Below are 18,856 nucleotides of genomic sequence, written 5' to 3' on the forward strand. Positions count from 1 at the left end.
ACTCACTCAGGCAAGCCAGATCAGCCACACGGCGAACGTGAAGGCCGCAAACAGCCCCAGATAGGCGACCAACGGCGCCGGAAGGACGGCGTCGATGCCCGTGCGAACGAACACGCCACGCACGATCACGGTGAGGACCAGGGCGAGCAGCGCGCACACCATCCACGACGGAAAGTAGGAGCCGAGAATGTTTCGTGATGGCGCGCTGCTGCAGGCCTGGAGCAGGCCACCCATCGCGACCAGCGCAAGGCTACGCAGAGGGCCATGGCCAGCTCCGAGCGCTTTCGACCGCTCATCTCGCGTCAACCGCATTAGCCCAGCCTGTCGCATGTAACCCCCTCGAACTTCGGAGTGCGCCTGCATGGGAAGGCGGAGGCCCCTCCGCGCGCGCCCTCCAACAAGGTCCAGCCGGCGACCCATGTCCGTAGCGGGCGACGCAGCGGAACGTCCCCGGTCGGTGCGATGCCGCGCCGTGACCTGACTATTCGCGGACCACGTACGTATAGAAGCGGATGCGTCCCGCTTCCTGCACCTGGTAGACACCTTGCACTTCGTACGAGAACCCCGGGAAGCGGTTGCAGCTATCCTCGAACGCCGCGAAATAATCGACCATGGGCTGGGCCCGGTCATCGTAACGCTCGCCTGGGACGATGATGCCAATGCCCGGCGGATAGATCAGCGCCAGCGTGGCGGCGATGCGACCGGACACCTCGCTCATCGGCACGAAGTCCACCTCGCCACCGACAAGCGCCTCGTTTGCTTCACGCGCCGACATCGCCTGCTCGGGAAACGATTCGTATCGAAAGCACAGTCGCTGCAGCTCCTTGATGTTCTTGGATACAAAGAAGTCGTGCATTTCCTGGGCAAGCTGTCGCAGCGAATAATTTCGATAGCGCTCTTCGTACTTCGCGTAAAGCGCAGGAACGACCGCCGAAAGTGGGCTATCGGCCTCATAGTGGTCCTTGAAGCGCTCCAGCGCCGCCACCAGCATCGCCATCTTTCCCTCACCTACCGCGGGCGTCATCAGGAACAGGATGCTGTAGAGGTCATTCTTCTCGGGAATGACATGGATCTCGCGCAGGAAATTGGCGAGGATCGTCGCCGGCAGCCCGGTCTTCTCGTAGCTGCCCGAACTCGTATCGATACCGCGGGTGATCAGCATCAGCTTGGTCGGATCGACCATCGCCAGGTCGTCGCCCAGGTTGCGGTAGCCGTGCCATTTTTCACCGGGCGCCAGCTGCCAGAAGGCCTGCTCCCGCGCCAGCACGTCGGTGGGCACGTGCTCCCACTTGGTCTTCTTGCCGTGGAAGTCCACCATGTGCGGAACAAAGGGGTCGATCAAACCGTTGAAGCGCTTGCGTATCGCCTTGCGCGCCACGATGCCGAGCTTCACCATGTCGTCCCACAGCACCCTGCCCGCCTTGTCCCCATGCATTTGCGCGTTGACATCGAGACTGGAGAACAGCGGGTAGAACGGCGATGTCGACGCTTGCAGCATGAACATCTCATTGAAGCGCTTGTGATTGATGCGAAACGACTTGCCGCGGATGTGCTCGTCGCGAACGTGGATCTGCGACGCCTGGGAAAAACCGGCGAGCTGCTTATGGGTGGACTGCGTGGCGATCACGCCCGGGTCTTTTTCAGAGAGCTTCAGGCCCATGCTGAAATGGTGCTTCATCAGCGGATGAAACGCGCCGAAGCCCGCCCAGGCCTCGTCGAAGTGTATGTATTCGCAAAGGTGGCCGATCTTGTCCAGCACCTTCTTGGCGTTATAGACCGTACCGTCATAGGTGCACTGCTCGATGATGGCAACACGAATCGGACGCTCCTTCTTCCATGCATCGGTGCCTTTCAGCCGCGGATGGTTCTTCAGTTTTTCGCGGATCGCGTCTTCGTCGAACGCCGACGCATCGATTGGCCCCACCATGCCGAAGCCATTGCGATCCGTTTCGAGGTAGATCGGGATGGCGCCTGCGAACAGCAGCGCGCCGTGGTGATTGGACTTGTGGTTGTTCCGGTCAAACAGGACCACGTCCTTGCTGCGCAACAGGGCCGTATTCACGACCTTGTTCGACGACGAGGTACCGCTGAGTACGAAATAGGTGCGGTCCGCGTGAAATATCCTGGCGGCAGCCTGTTGCGCGGACAGCGCGGGACCCTCGTGGATCAGCAGGTCGCCAAGTGACACCATGGCATTGCAGATGTCGTCCCGGAATACGTTCTCGCCCATATGCTCATAAAAAAGCCGGCCAATTGGGTGATGCATGAACATCTGGCCGCCCTGGTGGCCGGGGCAGGCCCACGTCCGGTTGGCGTCGAAGTCGTATTGCATCAGCGCGCCGAAGAACGGCGTCCTGAGGCTAAGGGCATAGTGCTCGACCGAGGCCAGCAGGCGCTTCTCATAGAACTCCCGTGTTTCGAGTTCAGCGATCACCACGCCGTCGAGCGACTTCAGAAACGGCTCGGCAAACGTCTCGTCTTCCCGGCTGCTGATCATGAAGATCGGCATGCGCAGGCCTCGCTCATCGCGGGCGCTGATCGCGGCAGGCGCATCCTCGCGCGATACGATGATGGCGCCAAGATCGGCGCCGTTGCGGATCGCCTGCACAATCTGATCAGAGGCAATGGACTGCACGTCGAAGTGCAATTCATCCTCAAGGACTTGTGCGACGACTCCAGTCGGCTCACCAATAACGAGGATACGAAGATAGCGCTGGACAGGAATGCTCATGATCAACCTCGCCCTCACCTGTGCTGTTGGCGACGACATCGAATCCCGTAGTCGGACCGTTGGCGGCTGCGCCTTTCCTGGTTTGCGCGAAGGCCTGTGCTAAAGCAAGCCTACGTTCACGCCATCTTTCGGGATGGATAGCCGTAGTTCTGCCGGCGGTGCGACTGCCCGGCCTATCTTCCGCACATGGCCACGGGATGTAATCCGTATTTTTACGGAGCACGGCCACGATCGTGCGGAAAGCCGATGGCGCCGCGCAAAGTGCAGGCCAAGCGAGGTACTGCCAGGGCGATGTAGCGGCCCGACGACCAGGCAAGGTTTTGGAGCGGATGGCGCAGATCGCCTACCATGGCGGCATGCACAATCACACCGACCTGCAAGCTTCATCGCTGCTGCACGCAGTGAGTCTCGATGGATTCGCCTTTGTCTCAGCCGAAAACATGGGCACCCTGCTCGCCTCAAGCGGAGAACTGGAGGATTGGGCGGGCTTCGTGGATAGCTGGAACCATCTCGAGCCCGACCGGTATCTGGCGGCCAAGGGGCGCTTTCGTCGAAGGCGCCATGCGACGTTTTCCGCCACGGCACAGAGCCCCGTTGTGCCGGAGCCCCATCAGGCGCACTTCCAGGCACTGCAGTACAACGCGCTGCAGGGCGATATCGAACGATGGTTTGAGCCGATATCTGCCGCCGTGGTGGCTGGTTCCACCCTGCGTGCCATCCTGACCTTTTGCAACGAGTTCTTTAGTTCGTTGGCGTCGCCTGCGCCTCGCTGGCATATCGAGGTTCATCAATTTCGCATCGAGGCCACGGCCGGTGTGGCTGGCGAGCCGACGCCGGAAGGCAGCCATCGTGACGGCGTCGACTACGTCCTGGTGCTGCTGGTGAATCGCCACAACATAGCGAGTGGCACGACGACGATTCACGCGCCGGATGGGCGCCTGCTGGGGGAATTCACGCTTGCACGACCACTCGACGCGGCCTTGATTCATGATCCCCGGGTCTTCCATGGGGTGACGCCAGTGATGCCGCTCGTCGCCGATGAACCTGCGTTTCGTGATGTGCTGGTGGTGACGTTCAGAGCGGTCCCGTCAGAAGCAGCGACCGGCTCAACCTGATTGAAGCCGACGCGGGCGATCCAAATGGATGCCGAGGGCCGCCACACTGCGTTCCGCCCTACTCGCGACGTCTACCCGGCACGTCGAGGCAGCCGCGAATTCTTCTGACCAAGGCAAGAACGCCTGCAACGTGCTTTACGGTCCAAGGCTTTTCGCTATGCTGCCCGGAACGTAGCACTGCGCTATCGGGACTTGCCGAGGATCGCCATGACCTCCGTTCGTTTGACCGACCTCGCCCACGGCGGCGGCTGTGGCTGCAAGCTGGCGCCTTCGGTGCTTCAGCAACTGCTCGCCGACAAGCCGGCCACCATGCCATTCGCGCAGCTCCTGGTGGGCACCGAGTCCAGTGACGACGCAGCCGTATGGCAGGTCGACGAGCGCACCTGCGTGATCGCCACCACCGATTTCTTCATGCCGGTGGTCGACGATCCGTTTGATTTCGGCAGCATCGCCGCGGCCAATGCGCTGTCCGACGTGTACGCGATGGGCGGCAAGCCGATCATGGCCCTGGCCATCCTGGGAATGCCGCTGAACAAGATCGACGTGGAGACGGTGCGCGCCATCCTCGCCGGCGGCGAAGCGATCTGCGCGCAGGCCGGCATTCCCATCGCCGGCGGCCACTCGATCGATTCGGCCGAGCCGATTTACGGACTCGCCGCGATCGGACTATGCGAGCCCACGAACGTGCGCCGCAACTCTGGTGCGCGAGCGGGCGATGCACTGATCCTGACCAAGGGCCTTGGCGTCGGCATCTACTCGGCCGCCTTCAAGAAGCAGGCCCTGCCGACGCATGCGTATGCGGAGATGCTTGCCTCGACGACCCAGCTCAACCGCATCGGCCAGGAGCTGGCCATGGATGCGGATGTGCACGCCATGACGGACGTCACCGGCTTCGGCTTGCTCGGCCATGGCCTCGAATTGGCAGTGGCCAGCGGCCTGCGGCTTCGCATCGAACAGGCGCGCCTGCCCTTCTTCGCCCAGGCCGAGGCCTTGGCCGAGGCAGGCCATGTCACGGGCGCCTCCCAGCGAAACTGGAACAGCTACGGCGACCGCGTCGCCCTGCCTCCGGACCTGTCGGCATGGCGCCGCGCGCTCCTGACCGATCCACAGACTTCGGGTGGCTTGCTGGTCTCTTGCACGATGGAGCGAGCCGAAGCGATACGAGCGATGATCGAGGCGGCTGGCTATTCGCGTGCAAGCATCATCGGAACGGCCGTGACCGGCACGCCTGGCATCGAAGTCGTGTGACCAAACCGCCAGCAAGCGCGCTACGGGGCCAGCCTTCGGCTGTCCAAACTTGCTCCTGCAAGTTTGTCGAACCCGAGTGGGTTCTCACCCAGTCTTTCCCTTAGAAACGAAAACGCCCCCGGCGGGGGCGCTTTCATTTCTGGCGGAAGAGAGTGGGAGTCGAACCCACCCGAGACAGTCTGGCTGCCTCACCCGGATTTGAAGTCCGGACGCCCCACCGGGGACGATGCTCTTCCATGGAACACGATCACTATGGCACGGGCCCGAACAAGTCCAGGTAGCGTGCCTGGATCCTGCGCAAGGTGCCGTGATTGAGCGTGACACCCTGCCGGTCGAAGAATTCTAGTATCTGGATCGCCACTTTTCGACCTATCCCGAGGCGGTCGCGGAACTGCGCCGCGGTAAATCGGCCCTCGGCCGCCCGGGCGGCCAGTTCGGCGGCGATCAGCGCCATCTCGTGCATCGTCGCGCGCACAAAGAAATGGTCGTGCGCCACTTCGTCAACCAGGCCCAGCCGCGCCGCGAAGGTCATCAGTTGCCGGATGTCGTGCTCCGGACGCTTGAGCGTCCCGGCAATATCGCGGACCCGCGGCGGGCAGAAACGCGCATCGCCGCCAAGCAGCGGGGCGATCAACCGCCATGACGCCTCGCGTTCGGGACTCAACTGCAGCGAGTGGCCCGGCAGGCGCACAAACGCACCGTCGCGCACGACACGACCGGCGAGGTCCGCGTGCTGCAGGGCCAGCGCAAACGCAGCAGCAGGTAGTCTCGGTTGCGATGCAAGCCGCAGTTTCTCGCGGCCCATGCCTTGCAGGTCCGGGTTCGCCGCGTGAAAGGCCTGCACACACTCGACCACGCCCGCGACGAAGCGTTGCCAATGCTTCTGGCTGATCGCGATGCGCTGCTCGCCAACAGGAAAGACCACGGGCGAGATGGCGGCAGCCATGTCATCCACTTTGGCCGCAGACAAAGCGCGATCCCGCGCAAAGGCCGACAGATCGCTCACGAACGGTGGCGCATCGAGCAAGGCGGCAAAGGCCTCCTGCGGATCGACGATGGCCAACGCGGCCCGCTGGGCCTCACGTTCCGCGGTTCGACGTTGGCGTGACGGGGCACGCAGGTCGAGTAAGTCACCGCCGCCGATCGTGCGCTGGGCGGAGACATCACGCAGCACGAAGCGATCGAGCGCTGCAGCTGCCATCGGGCGACTCAATACCAGCTGCACGTCTGCAGTGCCGCCTGGGAGCAGCTGCTCGCCTTCAAGCAGGACAATGCGCGCGCCGACCTCGACGGCGCCATGGTGCAGTCGCGCCGGGAACCATTGACCGAGGGGCCTGGTTTCGCCTGGCAAGAGATGCAGGCGCGCGTCGATGCGCTCGGTCGGCGCGTGCAGGAACGGATCGACGACCATGTCGCCGCGATGAATCGCGTCCTTGGCGATGCCTTCACCGGCGAGATTGAGAGCGCAACGATCGCCTGCCCTTCCCTGTTCCACTTCGCGATTCTGCGCATGCAGCGAGCGCACGCGCGCGCCCAGCCCCGAAGGACTAAGCATGACCTGATCCTTGACGCGCACGACGCCGGACAACACCGTGCCGGTCACCACCACGCCGATGCCGGCCAGGGTGAACACGCGATCGACCGCAAGGCGAAAGCGACCGTCATCGGCGCGTTCGCCCGCCGCGCGTGCTTCGGCGGCAAGCCGATCGCGCAACGCATCGATGCCCTGGCCCGTGGTCGAAGCGACCGGCAGGATCTCGGCGCCCTCGAGCGTGGTGCCTGCGGTGGCCGCGCGAATCTGCGCGCTGACTTCAGCCAGCCGTGCGGGCGTCGCCAGGTCGGCCTTGGTAATCGCGATCAGGCCTCGAGCGATGCGCAACAGATCCAGGATCGCCAGATGTTCCAGAGTCTGCGGCATCACCCCGTCGTCGGCTGCCACCACCAGCAGGGCAAAGTCGATGCCACTGGCACCCGCAACCATCGTGTGCACGAAACGCTCATGGCCGGGAACGTCAATGAAGCCGAGTATCGAGCCGTCGTCCAGCGGCAGATAGGCAAAGCCCAGATCGATGGTGATGCCGCGGACTTTTTCCTCTTTCAGGCGATCGCAGTCGACACCGGTCAAGGCCCTGACCAGCGCGGTTTTGCCGTGGTCGATATGGCCGGCGGTGCCGACGATCATGGGGTGCCCGCAGCCAGGCCGTCCATGTCGAGCTGGCCCAGGGCCGACAGGAACAGTGATTCTTCCGCTTCGTCCAGGCAACGCAAATCCAGGTGGAGAGCGCCATCGGCCACGCGGCCGATGATCGGGCGCGGCAACGCGCGCAAGGCCGCGCCCAGCCGCTCCAGCTCGCGCTGGCTGCCATGCGGGCGGATCAGCAGCGCAGCACTGGCGAGGGTGTCCAGCGGCAATGCACCGGAGCCGACCTGGCTGGAGCAATCGCCGACCTCGACCACGAAGGCATCCCCAAGCTGCTCGGCCACCGCCGGCTGCAGGCGGCGCGCCTGCGCCGCGATCTCCACCTTGCGCCGACTCAGCCAGCGCAAGGTAGGCAGTCGCTCGGCGAGGCGATCAGGATCACGGTACAGATTCAGCGTGGCCTCGATGGCTGCCAGGCGAAGCTTGTCCACGCGCAGCGCGCGCTTGAGCGGATTGCGGTTGATCTGCGCGATCAACGCGCGGTCCCCGACAATGAAGCCGGCTTGCGGACCACCCAGCAGCTTGTCGCCGGAAAACGTCACCAGCCGCGCGCCCTCGGCCACGGCCTGGCGTACGGTGGGTTCCCTGGCCAGTCCGTAGCCGGAAAGATCGACGAGGCTGCCGGAGCCCAGGTCGTTCAACAAGGGCACCCCTGCAGCATCGGCCAGCGCCGCCAACTCGGTCGCGCCAACCTCCGCAGTGAAGCCCTGGATCCTGTAGTTCGAGGTATGCACCTTGAGCACGAGGCCCGTGTCTGGATTGATCGCGTCACGGTAATCGGCCGCATGGGTTCGGTTGGTGGTACCCACTTCGACCATGCGTACGCCGGCCCGCGCCATGATGTCAGGCATGCGGAAGGCGCCGCCGATCTCGATCAGCTCGCCGCGCGAGACCACCACCTCGCGCCCGAGCGCAAACGTATTGAGGCAAAGCAAGACCGCCGCGGCATTGTTGTTCACCACCGTGGCGTCTTCCGCACCGGTCAGGTCGCGCAGCAAGGCACGCAGGTGATCGTCGCGCTCTCCGCGTCCGCCACCGTCCAGGTCGTATTCCAGAGCCACGGCATGGCGCATCGCTGCCACCGCCGCATCGATCGCGGCTTCCGCCAGCACCGCACGGCCAAGATTGGTGTGCAGCACCGTGCCGGTGAGATTGAACAGCGGGCGCAGGCCCGCTGCGTGCGCTTCCAGCAAGCTGCGGGCCCGCTGCGCCAGTTCCATAGCACTGGGCGCCACGCTGGCGCCTGCACGCAGAGCCTCGCGCGCTTCGTCGATGGCCTGGCGTATTGCCTGGGTGGTAGGGACACGCCCATGGCGTTGCTGCAGCAACGCTGCTTCGGCGGTCGCCAGTACGGCGGCAACCGCTGGCAGGCGACGCAAGGAAGAAACCTCGGACTCGGCCATGGCGCTCATCCAGTGACATCGCCGATCACCCTGGGCTTGATGCGAGAGCGCGGCGGCGAAGACTCGGTAGCCCCTATGCTGGGGTGCGCGCCAAGCCTGGGTCAAGGCGAGCCTGCTCACCAGATCTTTGATGACGATCGGCCCTGACATATACATCGGCATCACATGGCACTGGCCACGCTGCCTGCGGGCAGGCGTACGTGCCACACCTCAGGTGCGTGCATGACAGCGATCTTGTTCCAGTGCCGTAGCGGGCGCTGCGCCATGATGGCATTCGCCGTTGCTCCAAGGTCTTGCCCCTCCGCAGCGCATCGGCCTGCGGCTTACGGATGGCAATGTCGTGCCCTGTAGGGCCGTGATGTCCGGACTGCTCGTCGGGGAAGATCGATGGCCGTCGCCTTGCACACAGCGCGCACCCTGCGCTTGTCCGTATTCGTCCTGCTGGCGATCGCCGGCTTGTTCTATGTGAAGTGGTACCCGTACTACGGGCGCGCTTTCGTGGCCGCGGCCCACCATTCCATAGGCCATTCGATCCTGATGGGCGATGAGGCCAGCGCACCAGCGCCGTCCTGGAGCGCGGCGCTCGGCTATGCGCTGGCCTATGGCAAGGCAATCTGGCAGGCCATGCTGCTGGGCTTGGTGCTGGGCTCGGGCATCCAGGCCTTGCTGCCGGTGAACTGGGTGCAGCGTGTGCTGGGTAGTCGCGGCTTCGGCGGCGTGCTGGCCGGCGGCCTGCTGGCCATGCCGGGCATGATGTGTACCTGCTGCGCGGCACCGGTGGTCGTGGGCTTGCGCCAGCACCAGGCGGCGCCAGGCGCAGCGATCGCGTTCTGGCTTGGCAATACGGTGTTGAATCCCGCGACCCTGGTGTTTACCGGCTTCGTGCTCGGTTGGCACTGGACCGTGCTGCGCATCCTGCTGGGTGTACCGATGGTGTTTGGGCTGGGCTACCTGGCCAACCGCATCACGTCGCCCGGACCGTCGCTGGCAGGCGGTTCGCTGCCGATGGAACCGGAGCCGCGCTCAACGACCGAGGTGGGCAAGCGCTGGGCGCGCATCTTCGGGCGCATGACGCTGCGGCTGATTCCCGAATACGTGGTGATCGTGTTGCTGCTGGGCGCGATCCGCGCATGGATGTTCCCGCATATCGGGCCGGCGATCGGCAATCAGTGGTTCTGGATCGCGGGATTCGCCTTGGCCGGGATGCTGTTCGTGATACCGACGGCCGGCGAGGTGCCGATCGTGCAGGCGATGCTGGCCCTGGGCATGGGAGGCGGGCCTGCCGCCGCCTTGCTGATGACCCTGCCCCCGGTCAGCCTGCCGTCGCTGGCGATGCTCGGGCGCTCGTTTCCCGCGCGTACCTTGGTGGTGATGGCCGCAGCGGTGTTCGGCTGCGGACTTTTGGGCGGCGCGCTCGCCTCGTTACTGGGAATGCGCTGAAGCGATCGTTGCGGGTCATCCCATCAGCAGCAAGGGGTTCGGCGCATGTCGGCCGTAGCCGTCTTCGGCGACCAGGATGTCCAGGCCCAGCGAGGCCAGGTCGTCGGCATACGGATCGACCTGCATGTCGTGCTGCTGGTACAGCAGCTTGACGTAGGTGTGGCAGTCGCCGCAGGTCTCGGCCTTGATCACGCCGGGATCGCCTTCGATGCCTTGCAGGAACAGCTGGCGCGTGCCGCCGCAGGTGATGCACATGGCGCGCACGTGGTTCCACGCGGTCGAGCACAGCGAGCAATACAGGTAGCGCGTACCGGGTATCACGCCCGTCGCGGTGATCAGGCCGGATACCGACGGTGAGCCACAGCAGGGGCATAACGCGCGCTGTTCGAGCAGGCGCAGGCCCTCAATCCGGAGACGCGCTGCCGAGCAGGTGAAATACACCTGCAGGGCGGCGGCGACATAAACGACCACACCCGCATCCGTCGCGGCCAACTCGCCGCGCAGGAAATCGTCGGCCAGCTGGTCCAGCGTGGCGGCTTCACTGCGCCGCAGCTGCTCCATCGCCTCGCGCGCAGCGAGCGGCAGGTCGCTTCCGTCAATATATTCGAGCAGCAAGGCGAGACCCTGCTGCCAGATCGCTTCGCGCCGATGCCCATCCGCCGCCAACGGCGGCAGACGCGCCTCGGCCGCTTGCGCCACGACTGCCGGGCTGAGCGCAGTGGCTGGGCCCAGCGTCGTGGCTACCACGTGCTGCGCGCGGGCCAGTCGGGCCATGAAGCGCAGCCACGCATCCATCGGATGTCCGGCGGCCAGTTTATCCAGCCGTTGTGCGGTGGCCGCGAAGCGTAGGGCCGGGTCGGGAAGCAGGATGGGATCGGGGGCTTTGACGCCGGCATGGACCGGACCGCTCCACTGGGCGTCGGGTGGTGCTGCGGCTTGCTTCACGGACGCTTCCTGTCGTTAGTTTCGTCGTGCTGGCCGGAAGCCAGCTCCTCCAGCCACTTGCGGTGATGACGCCAGGCCCATCCCGGCGTTACGTAGCCCTGGGTCATGGCGCGCACCGAATCGCGAACCCAGATCGCCGCGAAGACATGCACGATCCAGACGAGGATGGCCGCAATCGCCGCGAGGCTGTGGATCAGCACGGCCGCGCGCTGCACCGGGATGGAGGTGGCTGCGCCGAAATACACTTCCCATATCAGCAGGCCGGTGAAAAACAGCACCGGAATCAGCAGCGCCATCGACCAGAACACGATCTTTTGGCCTGCGTTGTTGCGACCGGTCTGCGGGGCGCGTTCCTCCTGGTTGGACACGATGAAGCGGGCCTGTTTCAGCCACTCGATGTCATCCTGGTGCACGAGATTCTCGCGCCAGAACTGCACGATCATGGCGAGATAACTGATAAGCAGCACGATGCCGATCCATGGATGGGCCGCACGCATCCATTGCCCGCCGCCGAACAGGCCGGACAGGAAGAACAGCATGGGGTGGAACATCGCCAACCCCGACAGCACCAGCAGCACGAAACAGATCGCGGTGATCCAGTGGTTGACCCGGTTTGTCGCGCTGTAGCGGATGATCACGTTCTTCGGCCGGCTCATGGCGACTTCTCCGATTCCGATTCGCGCAGCACGCGCTCGCCTGCGGCCTCGTCCTCGTCGGTGACTTCGTTCGGTCCCTCGATGATCAAGTGGAAGAAACCGACGACGGCCGCCAGCCCGACGCCAATCAGGGCTAGCGGCTTGAGGATGCCCTTCCACGCCTCGACTACCGGGCTGATCCGCGGATGATCGGGCAGGCCCGAGTACAACGAGGGCCGGTCCGCGTGATGCAACACATACATCACATGGGTACCGCCGACGGCCGGCGGGTCGTACAGGCCGGCCTGCTCGAAGCCACGGGATTTCAGGTCGACGATGCGTTCCCCCGCCCACTCCTGCATGGTGGTCTTGGAGCCAAACATGATCGCGCCGGTAGGACAGGCCTTGACGCAGGCCGGCTCCTGCCCGACCGCCACGCGATCGGAGCAAAGCGTGCATTTGTACGCCTTGTGGTCCTGCTTGCTGATGCGCGGGATGTCGAACGGGCAGCCCTTCACGCAGTAACCGCAACCGATGCACTTGTCGCTGATGAAATCGACGATGCCGTTGGCGTACTGCACGATGGCACCCGGCGCCGGGCAGGCCTTCAGGCAACCCGGATCCTCGCAGTGCATGCAGCCGTCCTTGCGGATCAGCCACTCCAGATTGCCCTGTTCGTTCTCGTACTCGGCGAACTTCATCAGGGTCCACACGCTCGGGCCCAGGTCCGCCGGGTTCTCGTACGAGCCTTCGAAGTGGCCGATTTCCGGCCGCAGGTCGTTCCACTCCATGCACGCCGCCTGGCAGGCCTTGCAGCCGATGCAGCGACTGACATCGATCAGCTTGGCCACCTGCTCCACGTGGCTGCGCACCGAGGGCGGCGTCATGGTCGATGCGGAACGCCGTACCAGGTCTTGCGATTGCAGGTCGGACATGTCGGCTTCCTCAGGCGGCGACCGGTGCGCTGGTCTTTTCGATGTTGACCAGGAACGCCTTGAACTCGGGTGTCTGGGTATTGGCGTCGCCGACGGACGGCGTCAGTGTGTTGGCGCCGTAGCCCTTCCTGGCCTGGCCGGTGAAACCCCAGTGCAGCGGCACGCCGATCACGTGGGTCGGCTTGCCGTCGACCGTGAGCGGCTTGATGCGCTTGGTCACATAGGCCTTGCACACCACGTGGCCGCGATTGGACGACACTTTCACCCAGCCGCCCTGCTCGATGCCTTTTTCCTTGGCCAGCACTTCGCCGATTTCCACGAATTCTTCCGGCTGCAGGATGGCATTGATCAGCGCGTGCTTGGTCCAGAAGTGGAAGTGCTCGGTCAGGCGATACGTGGTCGCCACGTACGGGAAGTTCTTTGGACTGCCAAACGCGGCACGGTCATTGGCAAACACGCGGGCAACCGGATTGTTCTGCACCTTCGGATGCAAGGCGTTTTCCACCGGCGATTCCAGCGGCTCGTAATGCTCCGGGAACGGCCCTTCCACCATCAGCTTGCGGGCAAACAGCCGACCCAGGCCTTCGTCGTTCATGATGAACGGACTAGCGCCCGCCGACGGATCCAGTGTTGGCGTGTAGTCGGGCACATCGATGCCCACCCAGCGTGTACCGTTCCACGAAATGACCGGCTTGGCCGGGTTCCACGGCTTGCCCGCCGGATCGGCGCTGGCGCGGTTGTACAGGATGCGCCGGTTCGCCGGCCATGCCCACGCCCAGTTCGGAGCGATGCCTTGCTCGCGCGGATCGGTGGCGTCGCGACGCGCCATCTGGTTGCCCTTCTCGGTGAACGAACCGCAGAAAATCCAGCAGCCGGATGAGGTGGTGCCGTCGTCACGCAATTGCGCAAAGCCATCCAGCAAGGTGCCCGCCTTGGTCACCGCGCCGGTGGCAGCATCCGTGAGGTCGGCCAGCGCGCGGCCGTTCATTTCCTTGGCCAGGTCTTCCGGGTCGGGACTGATGGGGTCGGTGTACTTCCAGGTGAGGTTGAGTATGGGATCGGGGAACGCACCGCCTTCCTTGCGATACAGCTCGCGCAGGCGATGGAAGATGCCGCTCATGATCCAGATATCGGACATGGCAATGCCCGGTGCATCGGCAGCCTTCCAGTGCCATTGCAGCCAGCGCGCCGAATTGACCAGCGAGCCGTTTTCCTCGGCGAAGCAGGTGGTGGGAAGCTGGAATACCTCGGTCTGGATTTCGGCCGAATTGGCCGGGTTCTGCGGGCCGAAGTCCTGCCAGAAACGCGAGGTCTCGGTATCCAGCGGATCCATGGTGACCAGGAATTTCAGCTTGCTGAGGCCGCGGCGGATCTTGCCGCGATCCGGGAACGCCTGCAGCGGGTTGAAACCCTGGCAGATATAGCCCGTCATCTGGCCGTTGTTCATCATCTCGAACGCCTTGATGATGTCGTACAGCGGGATGTCGAGCTTGGGCAGCCAGTCATAGGCCCAGTTGTTTTCCTGCGTGGCGGCGTCGCCATACAGTGCCTTCATCAGGCTCACGAACAGCTTGCGGGTGTTCTGGTAGAAGCTGATCTGGCCAGGTCGCAACGGCTTGAACTGCCGGGTCGACATGTAGGTGTCGAAGTCGGTTTCCTTGTCGTTGGGCAGGTTCATATAGCCCGGCATCTGGTTGGACAGCAGGCCAACATCGGTCAAACCCTGGATGTTGGAGTGCCCGCGCAAGGCATTCATGCCGCCACCGGCCACGCCGATGTTGCCCAGCAGCAGCTGGATCATCGCCATGTTGCGGATGTTCTGCGCACCCACCGAGTGTTGCGTCCAGCCAAGCGCGAACAGGCTGGTCATGGCCTTGTCCGGCGCAGACGTACTGGCAATGAGCTCGCACACATGCAGGAACTTGTCCTGCGGCGTGCCGCAGATGCGCGACACCATCTCCGGCGTGTAGCGGGAGACGTGCTGCTTGAGCAGGTTGATGACGCAATGCGGGTCCTGCCAGGTATCGTCGAACTTGGCGTAGCCGTCCGGGCCCAGTTCGTAGTCCCAGGTGGACTTGTCGTAACTGTGGGTATCCTCGTTGTAGCCGCTGAACAGGCCGTCCTGGAACGTGAAGCCATCCTTCACGATCAGGCCGGCGTTGGTGTACGCGCGAACGTACTCGTGCTGGATGGCGTCCTTGTCCAGCAGATAGCGGATGACACCGTTGAGAAACGCAATATCGGTGCCCGGCCGGATCGGCGCGTAGTAGTCGGCGACGGAGGCCGTGCGGGTGAAGCGCGGATCGACCACGACGAGCTTGGCGTCGTTCTCGATCTTCGCCTCGATCACCCATTTGAAACCGCAAGGATGCGCCTCGGCGGCATTGCCCCCCATCACGATGACGACGTTGGCGTTCTTGATGTCCTGCCAGGTGTTGGTCATTGCACCGCGACCGAATGATGGGGCCAGACTGGCCACCGTCGGTCCGTGTCAGACACGCGCCTGGTTGTCGAACACCACCATGCCAAGCGAACGCACCGCCTTCCAGGTGAGGTAGGAAGTCTCGCTGGAAGAGGCCGAGGCGGCCAGCATGCCTACCGTCGTCCAGCGATTGACGGTCGTGCCGGCTGCGTTCTTGGCGATGAAGTTCTTGTCGCGATCGTCCTTCATCAGCCGGGCGATCCGGTCCAATGCGTAATCCCAGGAAACGTCCTTGAACTCGGTGCCGCCCGGTGGCCGGTAGCGCGGCACCCGCAATCGCGTCGGCGCATGCACCACGTCGAGCAGGGCCGAGCCCTTGGGGCACAGGGTGCCGCGGTTCACCGGATGGTCCGGATCGCCTTCGATGTGGATGATGTTCGAGCGCGCGTTCTTGGCGCGGTCGCCCATGCTGTAGATCAGAATGCCGCAGGCGACCGAGCAATACGTGCAGGTGTTGCGCGTTTCCGTCGCGCGGGTGAGCTTGAAGGGTCGCACGGCGGCGGCTTGCGCCTCGCCTGACTCCCCAAACCCGAGCATGCCGAGGCTGGACGCTGCAAGGGCCAGTCCGGTGAACTTGATGAACTCGCGGCGAGTGAGTGGCATCGCTTGCGCTCCCGGGAAATTTGGCTGGACATACCGCCCGCTGGATGGGCGTGGACGTGGCTCGATTTCTCCTTGAAAGCGACGGGACTGGGCCCGTCGCCTGCTCAAAAAATCTAGCACAGATTAAGTGAAGGGTCCGGCACGCCTTATGCAACTGCTGAAGGTGATCTCCATGTCCGATGCGACCGTGCCGGCCTCTTTTGGGCGGCCTGCGCCACCAAGGCACCCACTTCCAAGGAAGCAACTCGCGTGAGTTCGCCTTCACGATGTGAGAACTAATCTATTAAGAATGTCTTCGCCGCATGGCCATGCGCACTTCTATCCGGGCCCAGCGGCCGATCGGTGGCGGCGAGGCGATCGCGCATCCGTTCAAGCATGGAAATGAGCGGCAACGCACGGGGAAGCAGCCATCAGCAGCGGGGTCGGCACCGGGCGAACTTGGCGCACTTTTCACGAATGGCACAAGAGGCACTGATATGAGCCGCGACTCCGACATGATCAGCACCGGCAGGAGAAGTCTCATGCAAGCATCGATGCTGGGAGCGCTCGCCATGGTCATGCCTGAGGGCGCCAAGCCACAGCACGCACCGATGGATTCGACGGCGATCGCCGCGGCACAGCGCCACAAGGTGCGATACCAGACCCGCAAGGTGGGTGACGTCGATGTCTTCTATCGCGAAGCCGGTCCGGCCAGTGCACCCGTCATCCTCTTGCTCCACGGCTTCCCCACCTCAAGTCACATGTTCCGTGACTTGATACCGCTGCTGTCGCAGGATTATCGCTTGATCGCACCTGACCTGCCCGGCTTTGGACAAACCAAGGCACCTCCGCGCGGGAAGTTCGACTACACCTTCGACAACCTTGCGAAAGTCACGGAAGGCTTCATCGAGGACCTGGGCCTGGCGCACTTTGCCATGTACATTTTCGACTACGGCGCACCGACGGGACTGCGCGTGGCCGCTGCGCATCCGGAGAAAATCGCGGCGATCATCACCCAGGACGGCAATGCCTACGTCGAAGGCCTTAGCGATCAATGGGGCGCCTGGCAAACCTATTGGCGCGAACCGACCCCCGCGCACCGCGAGGCGTGCCGCTCTTCGCTCTCGGCCGACACCATCAAGAACTGGCAATACCTTACCGGCGCCGATCCGCAGCTGATGTCGCCAGATGGCTACACGCTGGACATCGCGTATATGGCGCGACCGGGAGCGGATGACATCCAACTGGACCTGATCCTGGACTATCGGACCAACATCGATCGCTATCCGTCATTCCATGAGTACTTCCGAACCCACAAGCCGCCCTTGCTGGCGGTTTGGGGGAAGCACGATCCAGCCTTCATACCACCCGGCGCCGAAGCGTACCGTCGCGATCTTCCGGATGCAGAAATCCATTTCCTGGATACGGGCCATTTTGCGTTGGAAACCCATGCACCCGAGGTGGCCGCATTCATGCACGATTTCCTTGGTCGAAAGCTTAAAGGATGACGAACTGGCGACTGGCGGTTCGTCGATCGGCGTGATGCATCCGAGCCGAATTCATCCTCGGACCGCCAGCACCTGCCCTATCCGCCGGTCAGCCGTTTCCCCTGGTCGGAATCGGGCGTGCGCTGGCCTGTGACGGGTGCGCATCGGGACACGCGGTCCCATCACACGCATCGGCCGCGCCCGGCCAGCCGCCACCCAGGGCACGGAACGTCGCCACCGCGGCGCGCGCATCGTCGGCGTGCACGCGGGCCAGTTCGTCACGCGCGGCCAGCAGTTGCCGGTCTTCGTCCAGCACTTCGATCAGGCTGATGGCGCCGCCCTTGTAGGCATCCTGCGCGGCGCCACGGGCCTGTTCGTGCGCAGTCACCTCTTGCGTCAGATCGCGATGCTGCACTTCCAGCTCAGCCAGCGCGGTGATCGCGTCCTCGACGTCTTCGTTGGCACGCAACATCGACTGCCGGTATTGCGCCAGCGCCTCGGCGTTGGCGCCCTTGGCCTGCGCGACCTCGGCATCGATGCGACCAAAGTCGAACAGCCGCCAATGCAGTCCCAGCACCGCCTGTGGCTGGAACGCGGCGGAGGAAAACAGCGAGCCGTTCTGCAGGCTCTCGAAGCCAAGCAGGCCGCCGAGCGAAACCTTGGGGTAATACTCGGCCACCGCCACGCCGATGCCGGCGTTGGAGGCGGCCAGTCGACGCTCGGCCGCGATCACGTCCGGACGGCGGCGCAGCAGCATGTCGGGGCCGCCATGGGTACCTACGGCGGGCACGTTGAAGGTCTGCGGGCTATCGCGCAGTTCGCTGGCATAGGTGCCGGGCGTCGCGCCCCTCAGCACGTCGAGCCGATTCAGCTGTTGCGCCAGGGTGATGCGCAGCGGAGGCAAGGTCGCCTGCGCCTGCAGTACCAGCGCCTGGGCCTGGGCCAGTTCACGCGATGTGGCCAGGCCACCGGCGAGTCGTTCCTTCACCAGGTCCAGCAGCTTTGCCTCGGTATCGATCTGCTGTTGCGCCAGGCGAATACGTTCCTGCGCGCCACGCACCTGGAAATAAGCGTCCGCTGACTCGGCCGCTACCGAGACGCGTACGCCATCTCGATTGGCTTCGGCGGCATCGGCTTCTGCCCTCGCCGCCTCCGCACCGCGATGCAGGCCGCCGGCAAGATCCAATTCCCAACTGGCGCCCACGCCGATATTTTCCAGCGTTTGCGAACGTGTGTAGCCGGGGTGCCCGCTACCGAGTTCGCCCAAGGGACTCTTCAGCGATTGATACTGCTTCACCACTTGCCCATCCAGGCTGCCTTGCGGCGCCAACTGCGCGCCTGCTTCACGTGCCGCGGCACGCGCCTGGTCGACGCGCGCCATGGACGCGGCAAGATCGAGATTCTCGGCCAGGGCGCGCTGGACGATGCGGGTCAGCTCGGGGGAATCGAAGCCGGCCCACCAGCTGTCGAGGGCCGGAGCGGGCAGCGTGGTCGAGCGACTTTCCAGCGTCGATGCCTGCGCGTAATCCGCGTGGGTCTGCAGGTCGGGTCGCACGTAGTCCGGACCCGCCATGCAGGCCGTAAGCGTGCCAATGGAAAGCGCCAGGGCAAGCATGCGCGACACGGAAGAAAGCTTCAGTGGGAAAGACATGG

At 64.1% G+C, this 18,856-nt stretch carries 14 protein-coding genes and 1 tRNA gene; 4 read left to right on the forward strand and 11 right to left on the reverse strand.

Going from position 1 to position 18,856, the window contains the following annotated elements; genetic code table 11:
• Positions 1-6: 6 nt before the first annotated feature.
• Together OUZ49_RS05970 and speC are read right to left on the reverse strand one after the other, a co-directional pair.
• Positions 7-234 carry a YtcA family lipoprotein gene (locus OUZ49_RS05970; RefSeq protein WP_266149105.1) on the reverse strand — a complete coding sequence of 76 codons (228 nt, stop codon included), beginning with the start codon at positions 232-234 and terminating at the stop codon, positions 7-9.
• 247 nt (positions 235-481) lie between these two features.
• Entirely contained in the window at positions 482-2,731 is a 2,250-nt protein-coding gene (gene speC, locus OUZ49_RS05975) for an ornithine decarboxylase (RefSeq protein ID WP_266149107.1), read from the reverse strand.
• A 329-nt stretch (positions 2,732-3,060) separates the two neighbouring features.
• On the opposite strand from speC, the gene OUZ49_RS05980 reads away from it, so the two are divergent.
• Together OUZ49_RS05980 and selD are read left to right on the forward strand one after the other, a co-directional pair.
• The gene (locus tag OUZ49_RS05980) at positions 3,061-3,846 is read left to right on the forward strand and encodes a 2OG-Fe dioxygenase family protein (protein WP_266149109.1); all 786 of its coding nucleotides are present in this window, start codon (positions 3,061-3,063) and stop codon (positions 3,844-3,846) included.
• Positions 3,847-4,053: 207 nt separating this feature from the next.
• The gene (selD, locus tag OUZ49_RS05985; protein ID WP_266149111.1) at positions 4,054-5,094 is read left to right on the forward strand and encodes a selenide, water dikinase SelD; all 1,041 of its coding nucleotides are present in this window, start codon (positions 4,054-4,056) and stop codon (positions 5,092-5,094) included.
• Between the two features lie 140 nt (positions 5,095-5,234).
• Here the strand turns inward: selD and OUZ49_RS05990 are convergent.
• From OUZ49_RS05990 to selA, 3 genes are all read right to left on the reverse strand, one after another.
• Positions 5,235-5,330: transfer RNA gene (locus tag OUZ49_RS05990), tRNA-Sec, on the reverse strand.
• A 14-nt stretch (positions 5,331-5,344) separates the two neighbouring features.
• Positions 5,345-7,276, reverse strand: coding sequence for a selenocysteine-specific translation elongation factor (selB, locus tag OUZ49_RS05995; RefSeq protein WP_266149113.1), 1,932 nt, complete (start codon positions 7,274-7,276; stop codon positions 5,345-5,347).
• Positions 7,273-8,706 (reverse strand): L-seryl-tRNA(Sec) selenium transferase, encoded by a 1,434-nt coding sequence (gene selA / locus OUZ49_RS06000; protein WP_380004168.1) that lies wholly within the window; start codon positions 8,704-8,706, stop codon positions 7,273-7,275. The genes selB and selA overlap by 4 nt, the downstream gene beginning before the upstream one ends.
• Before the next feature lie 378 nt (positions 8,707-9,084).
• Between selA and OUZ49_RS06005 the strand changes: the two genes are divergently transcribed.
• Positions 9,085-10,137 carry a permease gene (locus OUZ49_RS06005; protein WP_266149117.1) on the forward strand — a complete coding sequence of 351 codons (1,053 nt, stop codon included), beginning with the start codon at positions 9,085-9,087 and terminating at the stop codon, positions 10,135-10,137.
• A gap of 15 nt (positions 10,138-10,152) precedes the next feature.
• On the opposite strand, the gene fdhE is transcribed toward OUZ49_RS06005, so the two are convergent.
• From fdhE to OUZ49_RS21005, 5 genes are read right to left on the reverse strand one after another with little or no spacing between them, the layout of a single operon-like run.
• On the reverse strand, positions 10,153-11,082 hold the full coding sequence (gene fdhE / locus OUZ49_RS06010) for a formate dehydrogenase accessory protein FdhE (protein ID WP_266149119.1): 930 nt from the start codon (positions 11,080-11,082) through the stop codon (positions 10,153-10,155).
• Positions 11,079-11,738 carry a formate dehydrogenase subunit gamma gene (locus OUZ49_RS06015; protein ID WP_266149121.1) on the reverse strand — a complete coding sequence of 220 codons (660 nt, stop codon included), beginning with the start codon at positions 11,736-11,738 and terminating at the stop codon, positions 11,079-11,081. Before OUZ49_RS06015 ends, fdhE begins: the two co-directional genes overlap by 4 nt.
• Positions 11,735-12,652 (reverse strand): formate dehydrogenase subunit beta, encoded by a 918-nt coding sequence (fdxH, locus tag OUZ49_RS06020; protein WP_266149123.1) that lies wholly within the window; start codon positions 12,650-12,652, stop codon positions 11,735-11,737. Before fdxH ends, OUZ49_RS06015 begins: the two co-directional genes overlap by 4 nt.
• Before the next feature lie 10 nt (positions 12,653-12,662).
• A complete protein-coding gene (gene fdnG / locus OUZ49_RS06025) occupies positions 12,663-15,131 on the reverse strand; it encodes a formate dehydrogenase-N subunit alpha (protein ID WP_465251862.1) in 2,469 nt (822 codons plus the stop codon).
• Between the two features lie 12 nt (positions 15,132-15,143).
• On the reverse strand, positions 15,144-15,737 hold the full coding sequence (locus OUZ49_RS21005) for a hypothetical protein (protein WP_465251863.1): 594 nt from the start codon (positions 15,735-15,737) through the stop codon (positions 15,144-15,146).
• Between the two features lie 590 nt (positions 15,738-16,327).
• On the opposite strand from OUZ49_RS21005, the gene OUZ49_RS06030 reads away from it, so the two are divergent.
• Positions 16,328-17,224 (forward strand): alpha/beta fold hydrolase, encoded by an 897-nt coding sequence (locus OUZ49_RS06030; protein ID WP_266149392.1) that lies wholly within the window; start codon positions 16,328-16,330, stop codon positions 17,222-17,224.
• Between the two features lie 88 nt (positions 17,225-17,312).
• On the opposite strand, the gene OUZ49_RS06035 is transcribed toward OUZ49_RS06030, so the two are convergent.
• On the reverse strand, positions 17,313-18,854 hold the full coding sequence (locus OUZ49_RS06035) for an efflux transporter outer membrane subunit (RefSeq protein ID WP_266149127.1): 1,542 nt from the start codon (positions 18,852-18,854) through the stop codon (positions 17,313-17,315).
• Positions 18,855-18,856: the final 2 nt, after the last annotated feature.

Source organism: Dyella halodurans, from assembly GCF_026283925.1.
Taxonomy (GTDB): domain Bacteria; phylum Pseudomonadota; class Gammaproteobacteria; order Xanthomonadales; family Rhodanobacteraceae; genus Dyella; species Dyella halodurans.

Coding starts and splice junctions, on each gene's coding strand:
- selA (WP_380004168.1), bottom strand. CDS start 8,706: ATGAGCGCCATGGCCGAGTCCGAGGTTTCTTCCTTGCGTCGCCTGCCA.
- OUZ49_RS06030 (WP_266149392.1), top strand. CDS start 16,328: ATGGATTCGACGGCGATCGCCGCGGCACAGCGCCACAAGGTGCGATAC.
- OUZ49_RS21005 (WP_465251863.1), bottom strand. CDS start 15,737: ATGCCACTCACTCGCCGCGAGTTCATCAAGTTCACCGGACTGGCCCTT.
- selD (WP_266149111.1), top strand. CDS start 4,054: ATGACCTCCGTTCGTTTGACCGACCTCGCCCACGGCGGCGGCTGTGGC.
- OUZ49_RS05970 (WP_266149105.1), bottom strand. CDS start 234: ATGGGTGGCCTGCTCCAGGCCTGCAGCAGCGCGCCATCACGAAACATT.
- speC (WP_266149107.1), bottom strand. CDS start 2,731: ATGAGCATTCCTGTCCAGCGCTATCTTCGTATCCTCGTTATTGGTGAG.
- OUZ49_RS06015 (WP_266149121.1), bottom strand. CDS start 11,738: ATGAGCCGGCCGAAGAACGTGATCATCCGCTACAGCGCGACAAACCGG.
- OUZ49_RS06005 (WP_266149117.1), top strand. CDS start 9,085: ATGGCCGTCGCCTTGCACACAGCGCGCACCCTGCGCTTGTCCGTATTC.
- OUZ49_RS06035 (WP_266149127.1), bottom strand. CDS start 18,854: ATGTCTTTCCCACTGAAGCTTTCTTCCGTGTCGCGCATGCTTGCCCTG.
- OUZ49_RS05980 (WP_266149109.1), top strand. CDS start 3,061: ATGGCGCAGATCGCCTACCATGGCGGCATGCACAATCACACCGACCTG.
- fdxH (WP_266149123.1), bottom strand. CDS start 12,652: ATGTCCGACCTGCAATCGCAAGACCTGGTACGGCGTTCCGCATCGACC.
- selB (WP_266149113.1), bottom strand. CDS start 7,276: ATGATCGTCGGCACCGCCGGCCATATCGACCACGGCAAAACCGCGCTG.